This window comes from Lichenicoccus sp., assembly GCF_965277665.1.
Taxonomy (GTDB): domain Bacteria; phylum Pseudomonadota; class Alphaproteobacteria; order Acetobacterales; family Acetobacteraceae; genus Lichenicoccus.
Genome location: NZ_OZ255835.1, coordinates 2,716,953 through 2,733,363, shown reverse-complemented (window position 1 = coordinate 2,733,363; position 16,411 = coordinate 2,716,953). Strand labels below are relative to the sequence as shown.

The 16,411-nt window shown below is 69.6% G+C and carries 15 protein-coding genes; 10 read left to right on the top strand and 5 right to left on the bottom strand.

Going from position 1 to position 16,411, the window contains the following annotated elements; translation table 11 throughout:
* Positions 1-9: 9 nt before the first annotated feature.
* The 5 genes from purL (at position 10) to ACQY4O_RS12655 (ending at position 4,185) form a co-directional block, all read left to right on the top strand.
* Positions 10-2,235 carry a phosphoribosylformylglycinamidine synthase subunit PurL gene (gene purL, locus ACQY4O_RS12675; RefSeq protein ID WP_428376724.1) on the top strand — a complete coding sequence of 742 codons (2,226 nt, stop codon included), beginning with the start codon at positions 10-12 and terminating at the stop codon, positions 2,233-2,235.
* A gap of 102 nt (positions 2,236-2,337) precedes the next feature.
* Positions 2,338-2,571: a BolA/IbaG family iron-sulfur metabolism protein gene (locus ACQY4O_RS12670; protein ID WP_428376723.1), complete on the top strand. Its 234-nt coding sequence runs from the start codon at positions 2,338-2,340 to the stop codon at positions 2,569-2,571.
* 53 nt (positions 2,572-2,624) lie between these two features.
* A complete protein-coding gene (gene grxD / locus ACQY4O_RS12665) occupies positions 2,625-2,972 on the top strand; it encodes a Grx4 family monothiol glutaredoxin (protein WP_428376722.1) in 348 nt (115 codons plus the stop codon).
* A gap of 15 nt (positions 2,973-2,987) precedes the next feature.
* Complete coding sequence (locus tag ACQY4O_RS12660; RefSeq protein ID WP_428376721.1) at positions 2,988-3,566, top strand: TetR/AcrR family transcriptional regulator; 579 nt, start codon at positions 2,988-2,990, stop codon at positions 3,564-3,566.
* 358 nt (positions 3,567-3,924) lie between these two features.
* Positions 3,925-4,185, top strand: a complete 261-nt coding sequence (locus ACQY4O_RS12655) for a hypothetical protein (protein WP_428376720.1) — start codon at positions 3,925-3,927, stop codon at positions 4,183-4,185.
* A 12-nt stretch (positions 4,186-4,197) separates the two neighbouring features.
* On the opposite strand, the gene ACQY4O_RS12650 is transcribed toward ACQY4O_RS12655, so the two are convergent.
* Positions 4,198-4,659: a YraN family protein gene (locus ACQY4O_RS12650; protein WP_428376719.1), complete on the bottom strand. Its 462-nt coding sequence runs from the start codon at positions 4,657-4,659 to the stop codon at positions 4,198-4,200.
* Between the two features lie 109 nt (positions 4,660-4,768).
* On the opposite strand from ACQY4O_RS12650, the gene ACQY4O_RS12645 reads away from it, so the two are divergent.
* Positions 4,769-6,184 carry a phospholipase D-like domain-containing protein gene (locus ACQY4O_RS12645; RefSeq protein ID WP_428376718.1) on the top strand — a complete coding sequence of 472 codons (1,416 nt, stop codon included), beginning with the start codon at positions 4,769-4,771 and terminating at the stop codon, positions 6,182-6,184.
* Positions 6,185-6,288: 104 nt separating this feature from the next.
* On the opposite strand, the gene ACQY4O_RS12640 is transcribed toward ACQY4O_RS12645, so the two are convergent.
* Together ACQY4O_RS12640 and ACQY4O_RS12635 are read right to left on the bottom strand one after the other, a co-directional pair.
* Positions 6,289-6,879 carry an endonuclease/exonuclease/phosphatase family protein gene (locus ACQY4O_RS12640; protein WP_428376717.1) on the bottom strand — a complete coding sequence of 197 codons (591 nt, stop codon included), beginning with the start codon at positions 6,877-6,879 and terminating at the stop codon, positions 6,289-6,291.
* Positions 6,876-8,015: an AI-2E family transporter gene (locus ACQY4O_RS12635; RefSeq protein WP_428376716.1), complete on the bottom strand. Its 1,140-nt coding sequence runs from the start codon at positions 8,013-8,015 to the stop codon at positions 6,876-6,878. The genes ACQY4O_RS12640 and ACQY4O_RS12635 overlap by 4 nt, the downstream gene beginning before the upstream one ends.
* Positions 8,016-8,263: 248 nt before the next feature.
* On the opposite strand from ACQY4O_RS12635, the gene ACQY4O_RS12630 reads away from it, so the two are divergent.
* The 4 genes from ACQY4O_RS12630 to ACQY4O_RS12615 all read left to right on the top strand — a co-directional run bounded on the left by ACQY4O_RS12630 (position 8,264) and on the right by ACQY4O_RS12615 (position 13,306).
* On the top strand, positions 8,264-9,148 hold the full coding sequence (locus ACQY4O_RS12630; protein ID WP_428376715.1) for a helix-turn-helix domain-containing protein: 885 nt from the start codon (positions 8,264-8,266) through the stop codon (positions 9,146-9,148).
* Between the two features lie 57 nt (positions 9,149-9,205).
* Positions 9,206-10,141, top strand: a complete 936-nt coding sequence (locus ACQY4O_RS12625; protein WP_428376714.1) for a sulfurtransferase — start codon at positions 9,206-9,208, stop codon at positions 10,139-10,141.
* Between the two features lie 47 nt (positions 10,142-10,188).
* Positions 10,189-11,433, top strand: a complete 1,245-nt coding sequence (metC, locus tag ACQY4O_RS12620) for a cystathionine beta-lyase (protein ID WP_428376713.1) — start codon at positions 10,189-10,191, stop codon at positions 11,431-11,433.
* A gap of 253 nt (positions 11,434-11,686) precedes the next feature.
* On the top strand, positions 11,687-13,306 hold the full coding sequence (locus ACQY4O_RS12615; protein ID WP_428376712.1) for an L-lactate permease: 1,620 nt from the start codon (positions 11,687-11,689) through the stop codon (positions 13,304-13,306).
* Positions 13,307-13,324: 18 nt separating this feature from the next.
* On the opposite strand, the gene ACQY4O_RS12610 is transcribed toward ACQY4O_RS12615, so the two are convergent.
* Complete coding sequence (locus ACQY4O_RS12610; RefSeq protein WP_428376711.1) at positions 13,325-14,485, bottom strand: iron-containing alcohol dehydrogenase; 1,161 nt, start codon at positions 14,483-14,485, stop codon at positions 13,325-13,327.
* 58 nt (positions 14,486-14,543) lie between these two features.
* Positions 14,544-16,346 carry a DUF6600 domain-containing protein gene (locus ACQY4O_RS12605; protein WP_428376710.1) on the bottom strand — a complete coding sequence of 601 codons (1,803 nt, stop codon included), beginning with the start codon at positions 16,344-16,346 and terminating at the stop codon, positions 14,544-14,546.
* Between the last annotated feature and the right edge of the window lie 65 nt (positions 16,347-16,411).

Genomic DNA, 16,411 nt, shown 5'->3' with positions numbered 1-16,411 from the left:
GCGGCCTGCATGATTGCAAAACCGGTCGACCAGGCGCTGGCGCGTGAGTTCGGGCTCACCGCCGACGAGTACGAGAACGTGCTCACCATCATGGGCCGGGTGCCGAGCCTGACCGAACTCGGCATCTTCTCGGTGATGTGGTCCGAGCACTGCTCGTACAAGTCGTCGCGGGCCTTCCTGCGCACGCTTCCCACCAACGCGCCCTGGGTGATCCACGGGCCGGGCGAGAATGCCGGGGTGGTCGATATCGGCGAGGGTCTGGCGGCCATCTTCAAGATGGAGAGCCACAACCATCCCTCCTTCATCGAGCCGTACCAGGGTGCTGCCACCGGCGTCGGCGGCATCCTGCGCGACGTGTTCACCATGGGCGCGCGGCCGATCGCCAACCTCAACGCGCTGCGCTTCGGCAGCCCCGATCATCCCGCCACGCGGCGCATCGTCGATGGCGTGGTGCGCGGCATCGGCGGCTATGGCAACTGCGTCGGCGTGCCGACGGTCGGCGGCGAGATCAACTTCCATCCGGCCTACGATGGCAACCCGCTGGTCAATGCGATGACCGTGGGGATCGCGCGGCAGGACCGCATCTTCCTGTCGGCGGCGGCCGGCATCGGCAACCCGGTGGTCTATGTCGGCAGCCGCACCGGCCGCGACGGCATCCACGGCGCCACCATGGCGTCGGCCGAATTCGACGAGGACGCGCAGGCCAAGCGGCCGACGGTGCAGGTCGGCGACCCGTTCGTCGAGAAGCTGCTGATCGAGGCCTGCCTGGAGCTGATGCAGACCGATGCGATCGTGGCGATCCAGGACATGGGGGCGGCCGGCCTGACCTCGTCCTCGGTCGAGATGGCCGGCAAGGGTGAGGTCGGCATCGATCTCGACCTCGATGCGGTGCCGCAGCGCGAACGCGGCATGACCGCCTACGAGATGATGCTCTCCGAGAGCCAGGAGCGCATGCTGATGGTGCTGCGCCCGGACCGCACCACGCAGGCGCAGGCGATCTTCGAGAAGTGGGAGCTCGACTTCGCGGTCATCGGCACCCTGACCGACACCGGCCACATCGTCGTGCGGCACAAGGGCCGCGTCGAGGCCGACATCCCGCTCGGGCCGCTGGCCGAGCAGGCGCCGCTGTACCATCGTCCGACCGCGCCGACCCCGGTACGCGCGCCGCTCGGCCCGGTCTCCGACCCTCTCGGCATCGAGGCGGCGCTGCTCCGGCTGATCGGCTCGCCCGACTGCGCCTCCCGGGCCTGGGTGTGGGACCAGTACGACAGCACCGTCGGCGGCCAGACGGTGCGCCGGCCGGGTGCGGCGGACGCCGCCATCGTGCGCGTCGCGGGCACCCGGATCGGGCTGGCGCTCACCACGGACTGCACGCCGCGCTATGTCGCCGCCGATGCGCGGGCCGGCGGCGCGCAGGCGGTGGCGGAGGCGTGGCGCAACCTGACCGCGACCGGCGCGCGTCCGCTCGCGGTCACCGACAACCTCAATTTCGGCAACCCGGAAAGGCCCGAGGTGATGGGCCAGTTCGCCGATGCGGTGAGCGGCATGGCGGCGGCGTGCCTCGCACTCGACTTCCCGGTCGTGAGCGGCAACGTCTCGCTCTACAACGAGACCCGCGCGCCCGACGGCAGCACCGTCTCGATCCTGCCGACGCCGGCGATCGGCGGTCTCGGCGTGCTGGAGGATGCGGGCGCCGCGGTGGGCCTGGTGCTCGCACCCGACCTCGACCTGGTGCTGATCGGCGAGTCCGCCGGCCATCTCGGGCAGTCGCTCTGGCTGCGCGAGGTGCATGGCCGCGAGGACGGCCCGCCGCCGCCGGTCGATCTCGCCGCCGAACGCCGCAACGGCGACTTCGTGCGCGTGCGGCTGGCCGCCGGCGACGTGGTGGCCTGCCACGACGTCTCGGATGGCGGCCTGCTAGTGGCGATTGCCGAGATGGCGATGGCAGGCGACACCGGGGCGACGCTCGACGTGCCGCAATCCGGCATGCCGCCGCACGCGTACTGGTTCGGCGAGGACCAGGCGCGTTACGTGCTCGCGGTGCCGAACGGCAAGTCCTTGCTCAAGGCTGCGGCGGCAGCCGGTGTCCCGGCGCGCAAGCTTGGCCGGTCGGCACGGTCAGCGCGCAATACCGGTTTGATTTTGTCGAGCGGGGCCACAATATCCCTTGCGCGCCTGGTGACGGCGCATGCACGTTTCTTCCCGGACCTGATGGATCGGGCCGTCACGGCATAAACGTGACTTGAGGCGCCCCGACTTGAGGCGCCCCGACTTGCAGCGCCTGCGACTTGAAGCGTCCGTGACTTCAGGAACCCGTGACTTTCAGGGATCAGCGTTATGCCGATGGCTGCCAACGAGATCGAGACGCTGATCCGGGCGGCGCTGCCGGATGCCAGCGTGACGATCGAGGACCTCGCCGGGGATGGCGACCATTACGCCTGCAAGGTGGTGAGCGAGGCGTTCCGCGGGCACTCCCGGTTGCAGCAACACCAGATGATCTATGCGGCGCTGCAGGGCCATATGGGTGGCACCCTGCATGCCCTGGCGCTGCAGACGAACCTGCCGGCCTGAATCAATCCATTCCGCCTGACCACCGCACCTGTCCGACCAAGAGGAATTCGCCGATGTCCGAAGCCGTCGCAACCCGCATCCGCAGCGAGATCGCCGCCAATCCGGTGATGCTCTACATGAAGGGCAACGCCATGTTCCCGCAATGCGGCTTCTCGGCGCGGGTGGTGCAGATCCTGTCGCACATGAACGTGCCGTTCCAGACCGCCAATGTGCTCGAGGATCCCGAGCTTCGGGATGGCATCAAGGCGTTCTCGAACTGGCCGACGATCCCGCAGCTCTATGTCAAGGGCGAGCTGGTCGGCGGTTGCGACATCGTGACCGAGATGTACCAGTCCGGCGAGCTGGAAAGCCTGTTCACGGAGCATGGCATCGCGCCGGCGTCTGCCTCCGCTTCGGCCTGACCGGCCGGTGGCGCCATGGGGAACCTAGCGCCACATGGCCTCGGGCGGGTTGCCGGCCGCAATGCCGCGCAGACCCGGACGACGCTGCTCGAGGCCGCCGCCTACTGGTTCGCACGCAAGAACTACGACCATGTCAATGTCCGTGAAATTGCCGAGCGAGCGGGGGTCGCCCCGGCGCTGATCAACCGATATTTCGGCTCAAAGGCCCTGCTGTTCAGCGAGCTCCTCGCCGAGGCCGGCCATACCGTCAATCCGCTGGACGGAGACATCACCTCCCTCGGAGAGCGGCTCGCGGCTTTCATGCAGGCCGATCCCGAGGAGGCGCGCGAACTGCCCGGCGGCGCCAGCCTGATGATGCTGCTGAACTCGATCGCCAGCATCGGCGTGCAGGATCTCGTGGTGGACCATGTCCGCCAGCTGGCCACGCGACGGCTGGTCGACATGCTCGAGGGCGCCGAGCGCGAGGAGCGGGGCGCGCTGATCTTCGGGTATCTGATCGGCTGCCTGATGATCCGCCGCATGGTGCCGCTGACCCCCACCACCAGCCTCTGCCTCGCGGGCGCGATCCAGCACTGCGTGGCCGCGCGCCCTTAGAGCCCGCTTGCAAACGCCTTCTGCTGGCGATCCCCCTGCTTTCAAGGGTGGGCGCCTTTCCTCAGCGCCGCTGCTCACGGCCAGCAGGCCGCTCCGCTGCGGTGTTCGAAAAGACACGCCGGCTGCGGCCCTCCGGACCGCTCTCATCCAGCATAGGCGTTCCCAGAGGGCTCTTAGAGCAAGGCCGGCGCTGACAGAGCCGATTAACTTGCTCTGGCAGGCGCTCCCGATCCGGGTTCGGGCCAAGGTGATGCTTTACCTGGGCCTCCGGTCTGTCGTAGTCGTCGGCAGGCAACAAGATGGTCCGGGGGGACGCGGGATGTCGTTACGTTCGATTGCGGTATGCGCTGTCCTCGGCATGGCCATCCTGTCCGGTCCCGGAGAGCGTCCGGCCGCCGCCCAGCACGTCGTCACCGACAGCGAGGCCAGCAAGCTGACGCTGGATGCGCTCACCGCGGCGCCACGCCCGGTCTATCGTTCGATCTACCGGCCGATATACCGGCAGGCGATGGCGATGCGCCGCCTCCGCTATGCGGGCGGCATCAGCCGGGCGATCCATGCGACGGCGTATCGCCATCATGCGGGCATCCATACCGGCTTCAGACGCCACCGTCGCTGACTTCGCGCCCGGTCAGGCGTCGCCGATCCTGAACGCGTCCACGAGGCGCCGCATCCGGCCGTCGGCGTCCACCGCGATCAGATCGAACCGCAGCGTTCTGCCGCTCCATTCCGGATGCAGGCCCTGCAGGATCCCGGCGGCGCCGATCAGGCGCCGGCGCTGGCGCGGCGACAGCGCGCCGGCCGCGTCGGACAGCGCCGGCCGCGATTTCACCTCGATGAAGGCCACCGTGTCTTCGGCCGACTGCAAGGCGACGATATCGATCTCGCCGCAGGCGGTGCGCGCGCGCCGCAGCAGGATCGTCCAGCCGCGCGCCTGCAGCGCCTGGCACACCCGGTTCTCGACCGCGGCACCGCGCAGCTGCGACGCCTCGCCCTGCGTCCGCCGCGCCACAGTGCGGCGAGGTACGGCGTGCCGGTCGAGCAGCATCCTGGCCGGATCGCCGGGCAGCAGGCATCGTTGCGACGATGACAATGATCCTGCTCCCGCCCATGTCCTGCGCCACCATGGCAGGAAGTCGTTTCCGGACGGTTGACGGCCGCGATCCGGCCGCATCGGATCGGCGCTGAACGGCCACCTCGACGTGCAGGCGCTGGCGGCGCTGTTCGATGACCTGCTCTGGCCGCTGCGTATCGTGGTGCCGCTCTGCGTCACCCTGCATGCGCTGCGCACCAAGCGGGAGATCGGGGCCGCGATCGGCTGGATCGGCCTTTCCTGGCTGGCGCCGATCATCGGCGGCCTGCTCTACCTGACCTTCGGGATCAACCGGGTGCGCCGGCTCGCGCAACGCCTGAGCAACACGCGTCCCTGGTCGAGCCGACGCGGCGCGGGCATCGGCACGCCGGACATCGAAGGCAGCCTGGCGCCGCTGGTCGAGGCGGTCGGCCGGCTCACCGGCCGCCCGCTGCTGCCCGGCAATGCCGTGCGCTGCTTCCACGATGGCGACGATGCCTATCCGATCATGCTGGAGGCGATCGAACAGGCGCAGCAGAGCCTACTGCTCTGTTCGTACATCTTCCGCGACGATGCGGTGGGCACGCGCTTCATCGAGGCGGTGGCGGCGGCCCAGAAGCGTGGCGTTGCGGTGCGCGTGCTGGTCGACGGCATCGGCAGCGGCTACTTCGCCTGCGGGGTGGCAAGGGCGCTGCACCGCCGGGGCGTGCCGGTCGCGCGCTTCATGCATTCGACGCTGCCCTGGCGCATGCCGTTCATCAACCTGCGCACCCACAAGAAGATCCTCGTGCTCGACGGCTGCATCGGCTTCACCGGCGGCATGAACATCGCCGCCGAGAACGTGCTGCGCATCCGTCCGCGCCACCCGGTCTCCGATACGCATTTCCAGATCGAGGGGCCGGTGGTGCATCAGCTCACCGAGGCGTTCGCCAAGGACTGGGCGTTCACGACCGGCGAGGATCTCGACGAGGCGGTGTTCTATGCCGATCCGCCGTTGCGCGGCGACGCGTTGTGCCGCGTCGTCACCTCGGGCCCCGACTCGGACCTCGAGAAGATCGAGTTCGCGATCATGCAGGGGGTCGCGCTGGCACGCGCCTCGATCAGGATCATGACGCCGTACTTCCTGCCGGACGAGCGCCTGCTGACGGTGCTGGCGATGTCCGCGATGCGCGGGGTGGGCATCGACCTGGTGCTGCCGAAGCAGAGCAACCACCGCGCGATCGACTGGGCACGCACGCCGAACAACATCCCGCTGCTCGACGCCGGGGTGCGGATCTGGCTGGCGGCGGCGCCCTTCAACCACTCCAAGCTCATGGTGGTGGACGAGAAATGGTCCTTCATCGGCAGTGCCAACCAGGATGTCCGCAGCCTGCGGCTGAATTTCGAGCTCAATGTCGAGGTGCACGACGCGGCGCTGGCGCACGAGCTGGATGGCTTCATCTGCAGCCACCGCAATGAGCGCTATGATCCGGAATGGACGCAGCGGCGTTCGTTCCCGGTACGCATACGCGATTCCGCGGCTCGGCTGATGCTGCCCTATCTATGAGCCGGACGGCCGCTCAATCCAACGACAAGCGGAGCATGATCGGATCAGGCTCTAGATCAATCTGGGAGAGCAAGTTTACCGGCTCAACTTGAGCCGGTCTTGCTCTAGATGCTCAGGACGACCTTGATCGGGTGATGATCCGACGGCCGGTGCGGCAGGATCTCGGCCGCGAGGCATTCGAGTCCGCGGACCAGGCAGCGGTCGAGCCTGATCGGCACCATGTCGGCCATGCGGTGGGTCGGGCCGCGTGGTCCCACGTCGTAAAAGCCCGGCAGCAGGGCGGGTCCCACCAGGTTGTAGTCGCCGAGCACGGCGGCGCGGAACGGCAGGCGCTCGGCGATCAGCCGCAACTGCCGGCGGTTCAGCACCTGCCCGTGCGAGAGGTGGACGTTGGCGACCGCAAAGTCGCCGCAGGTGATGACCTGGCAGACCCGGCGTATCAGGGTGCCGGGCTGCAGCGGCCAGATCACCGGCGGCTCGAGGAAGCGCGTCGGGCTCCAGCACGCGACGCCATGGATGCGCCCGGGCAGCGGCGAGCGCGCGTAGTAGCCGCCGATGCGCTCGGGCAGACGGTCGATCTCGCTGGTTGCCTCCTGCATCAGCATCAGGTCGGGCCGCTGCTCGGCGATCAGCGCGGTGACGTCGTCGATCGAGGCGCCGACGCGGCGCAGCAGGTTCCAGCTTACGATCTTCATGCCTCGGATTTCACGCCCGGCTGCGCGGCCCGCTGCAGCGGCGCCGCATCCTGGGCAAGCGCCATTGGTTCGCCGATGAGCGGCCGGTCGTTTTCACGCTCCGCGAGTGGGGCGTCACGCCCGTTCGCCGCGAACTCGATTACCAGCGTGTAGCCCACGCCGAGCAGCACCGGCCCGAGGAAGATGCCGAGGCCGCCGAAGGCGAGCACGCCGCCGAGGACGCCGAGCACTGTCAGCAGGTAGGGTAGCTGCGCGCCGCGGGCGATGAAGACCGGGCGGATGATGTGGTCGGCGCCGGAGATCGCCACCACGCCGTAGGCGGCCAGGAAGATGCCCCAGCCGAGATGGTGCTCCAGGCCGAGCCAGACCGCGGCCGGCACCCAGACCAGCGGGGCGCCGATCGGCAGCACGGCGACGAAGGCGGCGATGCCGCCGAACAGCACCGGGTTCGGCACGCCGGCGATGTAGAAGCCGATGCCGGTGAGGATGCCCTGCACGATCGCGGTGCCCAGGATGCCGTACACGGTGCCGCGCACCGTGCTGCCGGTGACGCCGAGCAGCCGGTCGGCATAGGAGCCGGCGATGCGCCGGATGATGGCGGTGAGGTGCGCGCCCAGCCGGTCGCCGCCGACCCAGAAGAAGAAGGCGATGAACAGGGCAAGCACCAGCTGCAGCAGGCCGCTGGCGATCTGCACCAGGAGGCCGAGGGCGCGCGAGGCGATGGTGCCGAGATAGGGCTGCACGAAGGCGCCCGCGGCCGAGAGGTCGGCCGACCACTTGGCCCAGGTGATGGCGACCTGGCGCCCGACCAGCGGGGTGGTCGCCACCCAGCGCGGCGGTTCCGGCAGGTGCAGCGCCACCAGCCCCTCGACCGCACGCACGATGCCCGGCGCATCGGCGACGCCCTCGGAGGTGACCAGCGCCAGCGGCAGCACGACCAGCAGGGCGGTCACCAGCATCATCAGCGCCGCCGCGGTGTAGGGACCGGAGCGCTGGGCCAGATGCTTATAGACCGGCCAGGTGGTGAAGGTCAGTATTGCCGCCCAGAGGATGGCGGAAAAGAACGGGTACAGAACGATTACGCAGCCGGCGGCGATGCCGGTGATCAGCAGACCCATCATGATTCGCTCGGCCATGCACACCTTTCGCCCGGGCTTTTCCGTCGGCTGCGACCTTCCCATTTAACGCACGCGGGGGCGAGAGGCGGCGGGAACCGCGCCACGCGAAAAACCGCCAATGTTTTGAGAAGAAAACTATTACGTGATGCAATGAGGCGAAACACGTGCTTTAACGTGTTATTGATGGATTCGGTGCTCCACATTCGCGGGACCAGCTTTTTTGGGATACGGGCGCGCGGCGGCACCCGGACGGGTCAGGGACAGAGATGATGCGACTGAACGAGATCGGCCAGCAGTTGAGAGCCTACCGCCTGGAATCCGGCATGCGTGCCGAGGAGATCGCAGCCAGGCTCGGCGTGTCACGCGCGGCCCTCTACCGCTACGAGAAGGGCGAGGTGATCAAGCTCGACACGGTCCAGCGTCTGGCCGAGCTGCTCAAGATCTCGCCGCTCTCGCTGCTCGGCATCGGCGTCGAGTACTACAGCCGCACGATCGGCTTCTTCGAACGCATGCGCCAGCTCGAGGAGACCGCCGACCAGGTCCTGCAGGTCGGCGAGCCGCTGGCCTACCTGGTCACCTCGGACGACTATGACGCGCTGCTGGCGCAGGTCTTCGCGGAGACCGCCGAGCAGTCCGGCGCCGACGCGCCGACGACGCGGGCGCTGTCCGAGCAGGTGCTCGGCATCATGGCGGCCCGCAAGCGCGCCTACCAGCTACGCCGCCCCAACCTCATCACCATGATCGCCGAGCCGGTGCTGCAGCGCTTCCTCGAGCAGGGGGTCGCCGAAAGCATGCGAGTGAGCCCGACGCTGCGCGCCCATTGTCGTCGGGTCGCCAGCGCCGAGGTGCAGAACATCGCCGCCATGCTCGAGACCGAGCCGATGGGGCTGCAGTTCAGCCTGATCCCCGGCGCCGAGCCGACCACCACCTGCACCCTGCTGCGGCAGCGCGACCGGGCGGCGCTCGCGATCAACCCGTTCCGCAGCGATGCGAGCTGCGTCAATGCCAACGGCGTGGCCCTGGTCACCAGCGCGCCGGAGGCGGTCAGCTCGCACCAGCGGGTGGCGGAGGCGATGTGGCGCGACAGCCTGAAGGGCGCCGCCGCGGCGCGCCGGGTCCGGGAGTTGCTTGCGGCACACGCCGTGCAGTGATCTGCTGAGACCGCACGACTCGCACTCCCGCGAGGGCGCCTCACGGGACCCGTCCGCATGACACCGCTGATCACTCCGCACGATCTGCGCGCCCTGCTCGGAGCCCCCGACCCCCTGCTTTCCCAGGGTCCCACGCTTTCCCAGGATCTCGTGCTGCTCGACGCGACCGTCCTGCTGCCGGGTGAGCGCTACGATCCGCAGGAACGGTTCCTGGCGGCGCATCTGCCGGGCGCGCGCCGCTTCGACATCGACGCCTTCTCCGACCCGGAGGGCGCCTTGCCGCACATGGTGCCGAGCCAGGGCCGGTTCGCGCGCCTGGCCGCGGCGCTGGGCGTGGGCGGTGCCAGCCGGGTGGTGCTGTACGACCAGGCCGGCCTCGTCGGTGCGGCACGTGGCTGGTGGCTGTTCGGCCTGTTCGGCCACGACACCGTGCAGGTACTCGATGGCGGCCTGCAGGGCTGGCGCGGGCTGGACTACCCGATCGAGACGGGGCCGATCAAGACGGGGCCGATCGAGACGGGGCCGATCGAGACCGGTGAGCCGTCGCCCGCGGCGGACGCCCGCTTCACGCCGAGGCTGCGCAGCGAGCGCCTCGTCGGCCTCGGCGACATGATCCGGATCGCCGCCGGCGAACGGGCCGCGCTGGTCGTCGACGCGCGCAGCCGCGGCCGCTGGGCGGGCACAGCGCCCGAGCCGCGTGCCGGCCTGCCCGGTGGCCATATCCCCGGCAGCGCCAGCCTGCCCTTTACCGCCTTGCTCACCGACGACCGGCGCATGCTGCCGCCGGCGGCCCTGCGCGACCTGTTCGCGGCCGCCGGCATCGGGCCCCAGAGCAGCGTGGTCACCACCTGCGGCTCCGGCCTGACCGCCTCGGTGCTGTCGCTCGGCCTGAGTGTCGCGGGCTATCCGCCCGGCGCGCTGTTCGACGGCTCCTGGACCGAATGGGCCAGCCATCCGGAGTTGCCGCGCGGCACGGCCGGAGACCAGTCATGACGGGAGACTGGGCATGACGGGAGACTGGGCATGACGGGAGACTGGGCATGACGGGACCTGAGCGCGTCTCGGCCGGCTGGCGTACGCTGTCGACCCGCCTGGTACGCGCCGGGCGCAGCGATCCCGAAATCGGCCGCGGCGACGCCGATGCGGCGGCCGAGGCGCACGGCTTCGTCAATCCGCCGGTGTCGCGCGGTTCGACGGTGCTGTTCCCGACCCTGCGGGCGCTGCGCCAGAACGGCGCGCGCCGCTATGCGCACGAGCTGACCTACGGCGCCTGCGGGACGCCGACACAGTTCCACCTGGAAGCCGCGATCGCGGAGATCGAGGGCGGCACCCACAGCCAGATCGTCTCGTCCGGCTCGGCCGCCTGCACCACGCCGTTGCTCGCTTTCCTCGGCGCCGGGGGGCACTGCCTGATGCCGGACTGCGTCTATGGTCCGACGCGACGGTTCTGCGACACCATGCTGCAGCGCATGGGCATCGAGACCACCTACTACGAGCCGATGCTGCCGCAAGCGGCGCTGCACGCGCTGATGCGTCCGAACACCCAGGTGGTGCTGGCCGAGAGCCCGGGCAGCCATACCTTCGAGGTGCAGGACGTGCCGATGCTGGCCCGCGTCGCGCACGAGCATGGCGCCAAGCTGATCCTGGACAATACCTGGGGCCTGCACGTGTTCCAGCCGTTCGAGCACGGCGTCGATGTGTCGATCCAGGCCCTCACCAAGTATGCCGGCGGCCATGCCGACCTGATCCTCGGCGCGATCACGGTGGCCGACGACAACGACTGGCAGGTGCTACGCGACGGGGCATTGCAACTCGGCCAGTACGCGAGCCCGGACGATTGCTGGCTCGCCTTGCGCGGCCTGCGCACGCTCGGCGTCCGGCTGGAAAGGCAGGCCGCATCGGCACTGGAGGTGGCGCTCTGGCTCGAGGCGCGTCCCGAGGTCCTGCAGGTGCTGCACCCGGCGCTGCCGGGCTCGCCCGGGCACGAGTACTGGGCGCGCGACTTCACCGGCGCCAGCAGCCTGTTCGGCGTGGTGTTCCGGCCGGGCTTCAGCCAGGCGGCGGTGGATGCGATGGTGGATGCGCTCGGCCTGTTCGCGATCGGCGAATCCTGGGGCGGCTATGAGAGCCTGGCGCTGCCGAGCAACCCGACCATCACCCGCACCCTGGAGAGCAGCCGGTTCGCCGGTCCCGCCTGCCGGCTGCATGTCGGGCTGGAGGATCCGGACGAGCTGATCGCCGATCTCGAAGGCGGCCTGGCGGTACTCCGGGCCGCCTCCGAGTAGAGAGGCTGCTTGCAAACACCTGCTGCTGGCGATCCGACGCGGCTTTTCTCCGCTCCGGCGCTCGGAAAGCCACGCCGGGCGCGGCCCAGGAAGGGCCGCTCTCATCCAGCATCAGGCGTTTGCAAGCAGCCTCTTGGGTCAAGCCACCTAGGCTCGCTGCGACGATGGTTCCCCCGGCGGCGGCCTATCATTTCGACGAAGCGGCTGCTTAAGTGCTCGATAACAAGAACGAAGATGCTCCCGGGGGGAAAGCTTGTTCCATCAGGACCTGACGCCAATCGGGGGCAGCCTGTTGCTGTCCTTCATCGTGGCCGCGTTGCCGATCGCGACCGTTCTCGTCATGCTCGGCATCCTGCGTCGCCCGGCCTGGCAGGCCTCTGTCGGCGGCCTCGTCGTCGGCCTCGTGACGGCGATCCTGTTCTGGCGCATGCCGGTGTTCCTCGCGGTCGACAGCACGCTCAATGGCATGGTGTTCGCGCTCTGGCCGGTCATGTGGATCGCGGTCAATGCGCTACTGCTCTACAATATCGCGGTCGAGAGCGGACGCTTCGACGCGTTCCGCCAGTGGATCCTCGACAACCTGCCGCCCGATCGCCGCATCGTCCTGATCGTCGTCGGATTCTGTTTTGGCGCCCTGCTCGAGGGCATCGCCGGCTTCGGCTCGACGATTGCGATCTCGTCCTCGCTCCTGATCCTGGTCGGCTGGGAACCGCTCGAGGCGGTAACCTACTCGCTGATCTTCGACACCGCGCCGGTCGCCTACGGGGCACTCGGCATCCCGGTGACGGTGCTCGGCGCGATCACCCATCTGCCAGCCGCACAGCTCGGCGCGATGATCGGACGGCAGCTTCCGTTCCTCGCCTTCCTGCTGCCCTTCTACGTCATGGGCGTCTTTGGCGGCCGCCGTTCGATCGCGGCACTCTGGCCTCTGCTGTTGATCGCCGGCGGCTCGTTCGCGCTCATCCAGTTCGGGGTATCCAACTACTTCGACTACCGTCTGACGGACGTCTTCGCATCCCTCGGCTCGCTCATCATCACCGTGCTTTTCCTGCGCGTCTGGCGCCCGAAGCCGGATCCGATGTTTGCCGCCAAGACCGACCTGCATCCGTCAGCGGTTTCGATGAGCGCCGCGGCGGCACCGCGCCTCTCGCCGTGGCAGGGCTGGATCCCCTGGATCGTCGTCAGCGTCGTCGTGATCGCCTGGACGCAGCTCGGCCTGTCCGCGATCGGCCGGCGGACGATCAGCTGGCCCGGTCTCGACAAGGCCGTCTATATCACGCTGTATCACAAGTCCTATGCGGCGGTCTGGAGCTTCGAGCCGCTCTCGACCGGCACCGCGATCCTGTTCGCCGCCGTGCTCACGGCGCTGCTGTTCCGGGTATCCCCGAGGCGCTTCGTCGCCTGCGCCGTCACCACGTGGCGGCAGGTCCGCATCGCGGTGATGACCGTCTCCGTCATCATGGGCCTCGCCTTCCTGATGAACTTCTCCGGGATGACCTACACGCTCGGTGACGGAGCCGCGCATCTCGGCCTGTTCTTCGCGTTCGTTTCGGCCTTTCTCGGCTGGGTCGCGGTGGCCCTCTCGGGCAGCGACACGTCCGGCAACGCCCTGTTCGGCAATCTCCAGGTCGTGGCCGCGCACCAGCTCGGGCTCGACCCGCTGCTGTTCGCCGCAACCGGCTCGTCGGGCGGCGTGCTCGGCAAGATGATCTCGCCGCAGAACATCTCGACCGGCGTTTCGGTCACCCCGCTCAAGGGCCAGGAAGGCCTCGTCTTCTCGAAGACCTTCAAGCATTCCATCATCCTGACGACCCTGCTCGGCCTGATCGCCGTGCTGCAGCAGTTCGTCTTCCACTGGATGGTGCCGCACTGAGACCCTTCCGCGGATGGGTCAGCCGCGATCCCAGATTTCGCGATAGAGCGCGATGATCGAGACGGCATCCGGAACCAGCGGGTTGTTGCCGGGCGACCCGGAGGCGATCGCCTGCTCGGCCATCAGCGGCAGCAGCGCGGTCCAGCGTTCGGCATCGATGCCATAACCGCGCGGGGTCGGCACTTCGAGTCTGCGGTTCATCGCATCGAGGGCCGCGACCAGCGCGAGTGCCGCGTCCCGGTCGGCGCCGGCCGCCGCCACACCCATCGCACGGGCGCAGTCGGCGTAGCGCGCCTCGGCCGCCGCGATCGACCAGGCGGTGACGGCCGGCAGCAGCATGGCGTTCGACAGCCCGTGCGCGACATGGAAGTGCGCGCCGATCGGACGGCTCATGCCGTGCACGAGCGCCACCGACGCGTTCGAGAACGCCATGCCGGCCTGCAGGGCGCCCAGCATCATCGCCTCCCGTGCCGGGCGATCGGCGGGCGTGGTGCAGGCGGTGACGATGTTCGGCCAGATGCCGCGCATGGCGGCCAAGGCCAGCGCGTCGGCGAACGGGTTGTGCTGCCGCGAGACGTAGGCCTCGATGGCGTGGGTGAGGGCGTCCAGCCCGGTATCGGCGGTCAGGCGCCAAGGCTTGCTCAGCGTCAGCTCGAAATCGACGATCGCGAGGCGCGGCAGGTAGGCGAGCCCGACGCAGAGCATCTTCTCCTGTGTCGCCTCGTCGGTGATGATGGTCATGCGCGTGGCTTCCGAGCCGGTCCCGGCCGTGGTCGGGATCGCGACCACCGGCAGCCCGGGCACGTCCTGGACATGCGGGAAGCGCAGGGCACGCGGCGAGGTGTCGTGCCGCGCCAGCACCGAGACCATCTTGGCGGTGTCGATCGGACTGCCGCCGCCGAGCCCGATCACGCAGTCATGCGCGCCGCCGCGCAGCACCGCCATGGCGGCGCCGACCGAGGCCACCGTCGGGTCCGGCACCACATCGGCGAAGCTGCGTGGTTCGATGCCGGCGGCGCCGAGGAGCGAACGCACGCGATCGAGCACGCCGCTCTTGGCCATGAACGGATCGGTGACGATCAGCGGCGCGCGCAGGCCGATCTGCCGGAGGGCATCCGGCAGGCTGTCAATCGAGCCGCCGCCGACCCTGAGCGACCCGGGCAGGTAGAGCGCCTTCATCAGCGAGCCTCCAGTTTCGCGCGAGGGTAGCCCGGCATCACGCCAGCGGCGAGGACCCTCAGTGCGGGGGTGGCTCGCCGCGGCCGCCACGCGGCGGAGGTGCGGCGTGCGGCGAGGCAGGTGCCGCAGGCCGCATCATCGGAGCCATCCGCGGCGCCGGCATGCCGGGGCGTGGCCCGAAGGGTGCTGCCGCACGCGGTGTCTGCACGCGCGGCATTGCCGGCCGCGCGGGACGCTGGATGGTAGGGGATGCCGGCCGGTGCGGCGGCGGCGCCAAGGCTGGCCCCTGCGTTGTGGTGCGCGGCGTCTGGATATGCGGGAGCGGCGGCCGGGGCGCACCCGCTGCCGGTGCCGGCGGCCCATGGCCCGGTATCGGGCCGGGCGCGGCCGTGCGCGCTGCGATACCGCCGGGCGCATGCTGTGCCGCACCGAAACGCGGCCCCGGAGCGCCGATCGTGGGACCCGGACCCGCTGGATGACTGGGACCGGACGCCAGGCCGATCCGCCGGGCGGCGGGTACCGACAGGCCGCGCGTCTGTGCGACCGGCTGCAACGGCAGGCCGCCTTGCAGCGGCTGCACGGCACCGGCCGCCGGGCCACGTCCGGAGCGGGAGAGGCGTGTCGAATGCAACAGGGCGGCGGCCGGGGCGACGGACATGGCGCCACGGTTCATGAAGCCTTGTCCTGCACCCCCGCCTGGGTTCCATGCGGGCTGGTGCCAGCCGCCGCCGCGATCGAGGCGGCCCAGATAGGCGGCGCTGGCACGGTAGCCCGGACGGAAGGCTTCATGCGGGCCGAGCGGCACCCAGCCGACATCGCCGCGGCCGGAGCGAAGCGAGGCGGCCAGCACGCCGGCGGCAATGCCGGCGACGGCACCGACCGCGACGAAATCCACCAGGGCCGGGGCGTAGGTGGGCCCGTATCCGGGCGCTCGATCGGCGCCGGGCGTCCAGCCCCAGCGCCCGTCGGACTGGAACCAGCGGCCATAATGGAACGGTGCGAAGCCCCAGGGCTCGGCATCCACCCAGGTCCAGCCCCAGGGCTCCACGTACGACCAGCTGCCGTCGCTGTACGGCGCCCAGCCCGGATCGACCTGCGGATACCAGGTCTCGCCATATTGCGGGTTCTGCTGCCAGCTTCCGTACGCCCCGAGCTGGTCCGCGCCGCTCATGCCGAGTGCCGCCTGCGGTACCGGCGGAGCGGTCGTGTTGTCGCGCGCGAGCATGCTGGCGAGGAAGGCATCCGGCGCCGGCTGCGCCTCGACGTCGCCCTGCAGGCTGTCGGTGCCGCTCGCCACCAGCATCTGCCGGGCGCCGCCACGCAGCACCAGGCTGCCGCTGGTGAACTGCGCCGCCCCTTGCGCGATCACCACGCGGGTCGGGGTGTTGGCATCGCCGGCCAGGATCTCATACTGCCCGGCCGCTGCGATCTGCACGGCACCGCGCGGAGTGTCGAGCGTCCAGGTCTCCCCTGGCCCGATATCGCGCAGATCCAGGAACACGGCGCCTTGCGGTGCGGAGCCGGTAAACGTGCGATCGTCGAGTGTCGCGAGGTCGAACTCGGTGCTCGCCGCGAGCGTCATCGCGCTGCTGTCGATCTCGATCTCCGCCTGTGCCTGTGGCTCGGTCCAGAGCGAGTCGCCGGACGTGAAGGGGAAGTTCAGCACGGCCGGGGTCCATTGCGTGGCATCCGGCCCGTGCGTGCTGACCGTGCCGTCGAGCCGCGCCAGCCTGCCGACGCGGCCGGGCGGATCACCCGCCGCTTGCGCACGCGCGGGTGCGGCCAAGCCCAGCGGCGAGGCGAGCAGACTGGCCGCGGCCAGCATCGCCACCAGACGAAACTCAAGCCTGTGCGTTCGCATCGTATCGACCCCTGATCCGATCCCGGTCACGTGAGAGCGACCACCGGGGCCGGGTTAGGCGGGCA

Bases quoted from the DNA above. Each gene is read 5' to 3' on its own strand.
- ACQY4O_RS12655 (WP_428376720.1), top strand. From the start codon at position 3,925: ATGGCCATCCTGTCCGGTCCCGGAGAGCGTCCGGCCGCCGCCCAGCAC.
- ACQY4O_RS12670 (WP_428376723.1), top strand. From the start codon at position 2,338: ATGCCGATGGCTGCCAACGAGATCGAGACGCTGATCCGGGCGGCGCTG.
- ACQY4O_RS12640 (WP_428376717.1), bottom strand. From the start codon at position 6,879: ATGAAGATCGTAAGCTGGAACCTGCTGCGCCGCGTCGGCGCCTCGATC.
- ACQY4O_RS12635 (WP_428376716.1), bottom strand. From the start codon at position 8,015: ATGGCCGAGCGAATCATGATGGGTCTGCTGATCACCGGCATCGCCGCC.
- ACQY4O_RS12605 (WP_428376710.1), bottom strand. From the start codon at position 16,346: ATGCGAACGCACAGGCTTGAGTTTCGTCTGGTGGCGATGCTGGCCGCG.
- ACQY4O_RS12630 (WP_428376715.1), top strand. From the start codon at position 8,264: ATGATGCGACTGAACGAGATCGGCCAGCAGTTGAGAGCCTACCGCCTG.
- ACQY4O_RS12610 (WP_428376711.1), bottom strand. From the start codon at position 14,485: ATGAAGGCGCTCTACCTGCCCGGGTCGCTCAGGGTCGGCGGCGGCTCG.
- ACQY4O_RS12625 (WP_428376714.1), top strand. From the start codon at position 9,206: ATGACACCGCTGATCACTCCGCACGATCTGCGCGCCCTGCTCGGAGCC.
- grxD (WP_428376722.1), top strand. From the start codon at position 2,625: ATGTCCGAAGCCGTCGCAACCCGCATCCGCAGCGAGATCGCCGCCAAT.
- purL (WP_428376724.1), top strand. From the start codon at position 10: ATGATTGCAAAACCGGTCGACCAGGCGCTGGCGCGTGAGTTCGGGCTC.
- ACQY4O_RS12660 (WP_428376721.1), top strand. From the start codon at position 2,988: ATGGGGAACCTAGCGCCACATGGCCTCGGGCGGGTTGCCGGCCGCAAT.
- metC (WP_428376713.1), top strand. From the start codon at position 10,189: ATGACGGGACCTGAGCGCGTCTCGGCCGGCTGGCGTACGCTGTCGACC.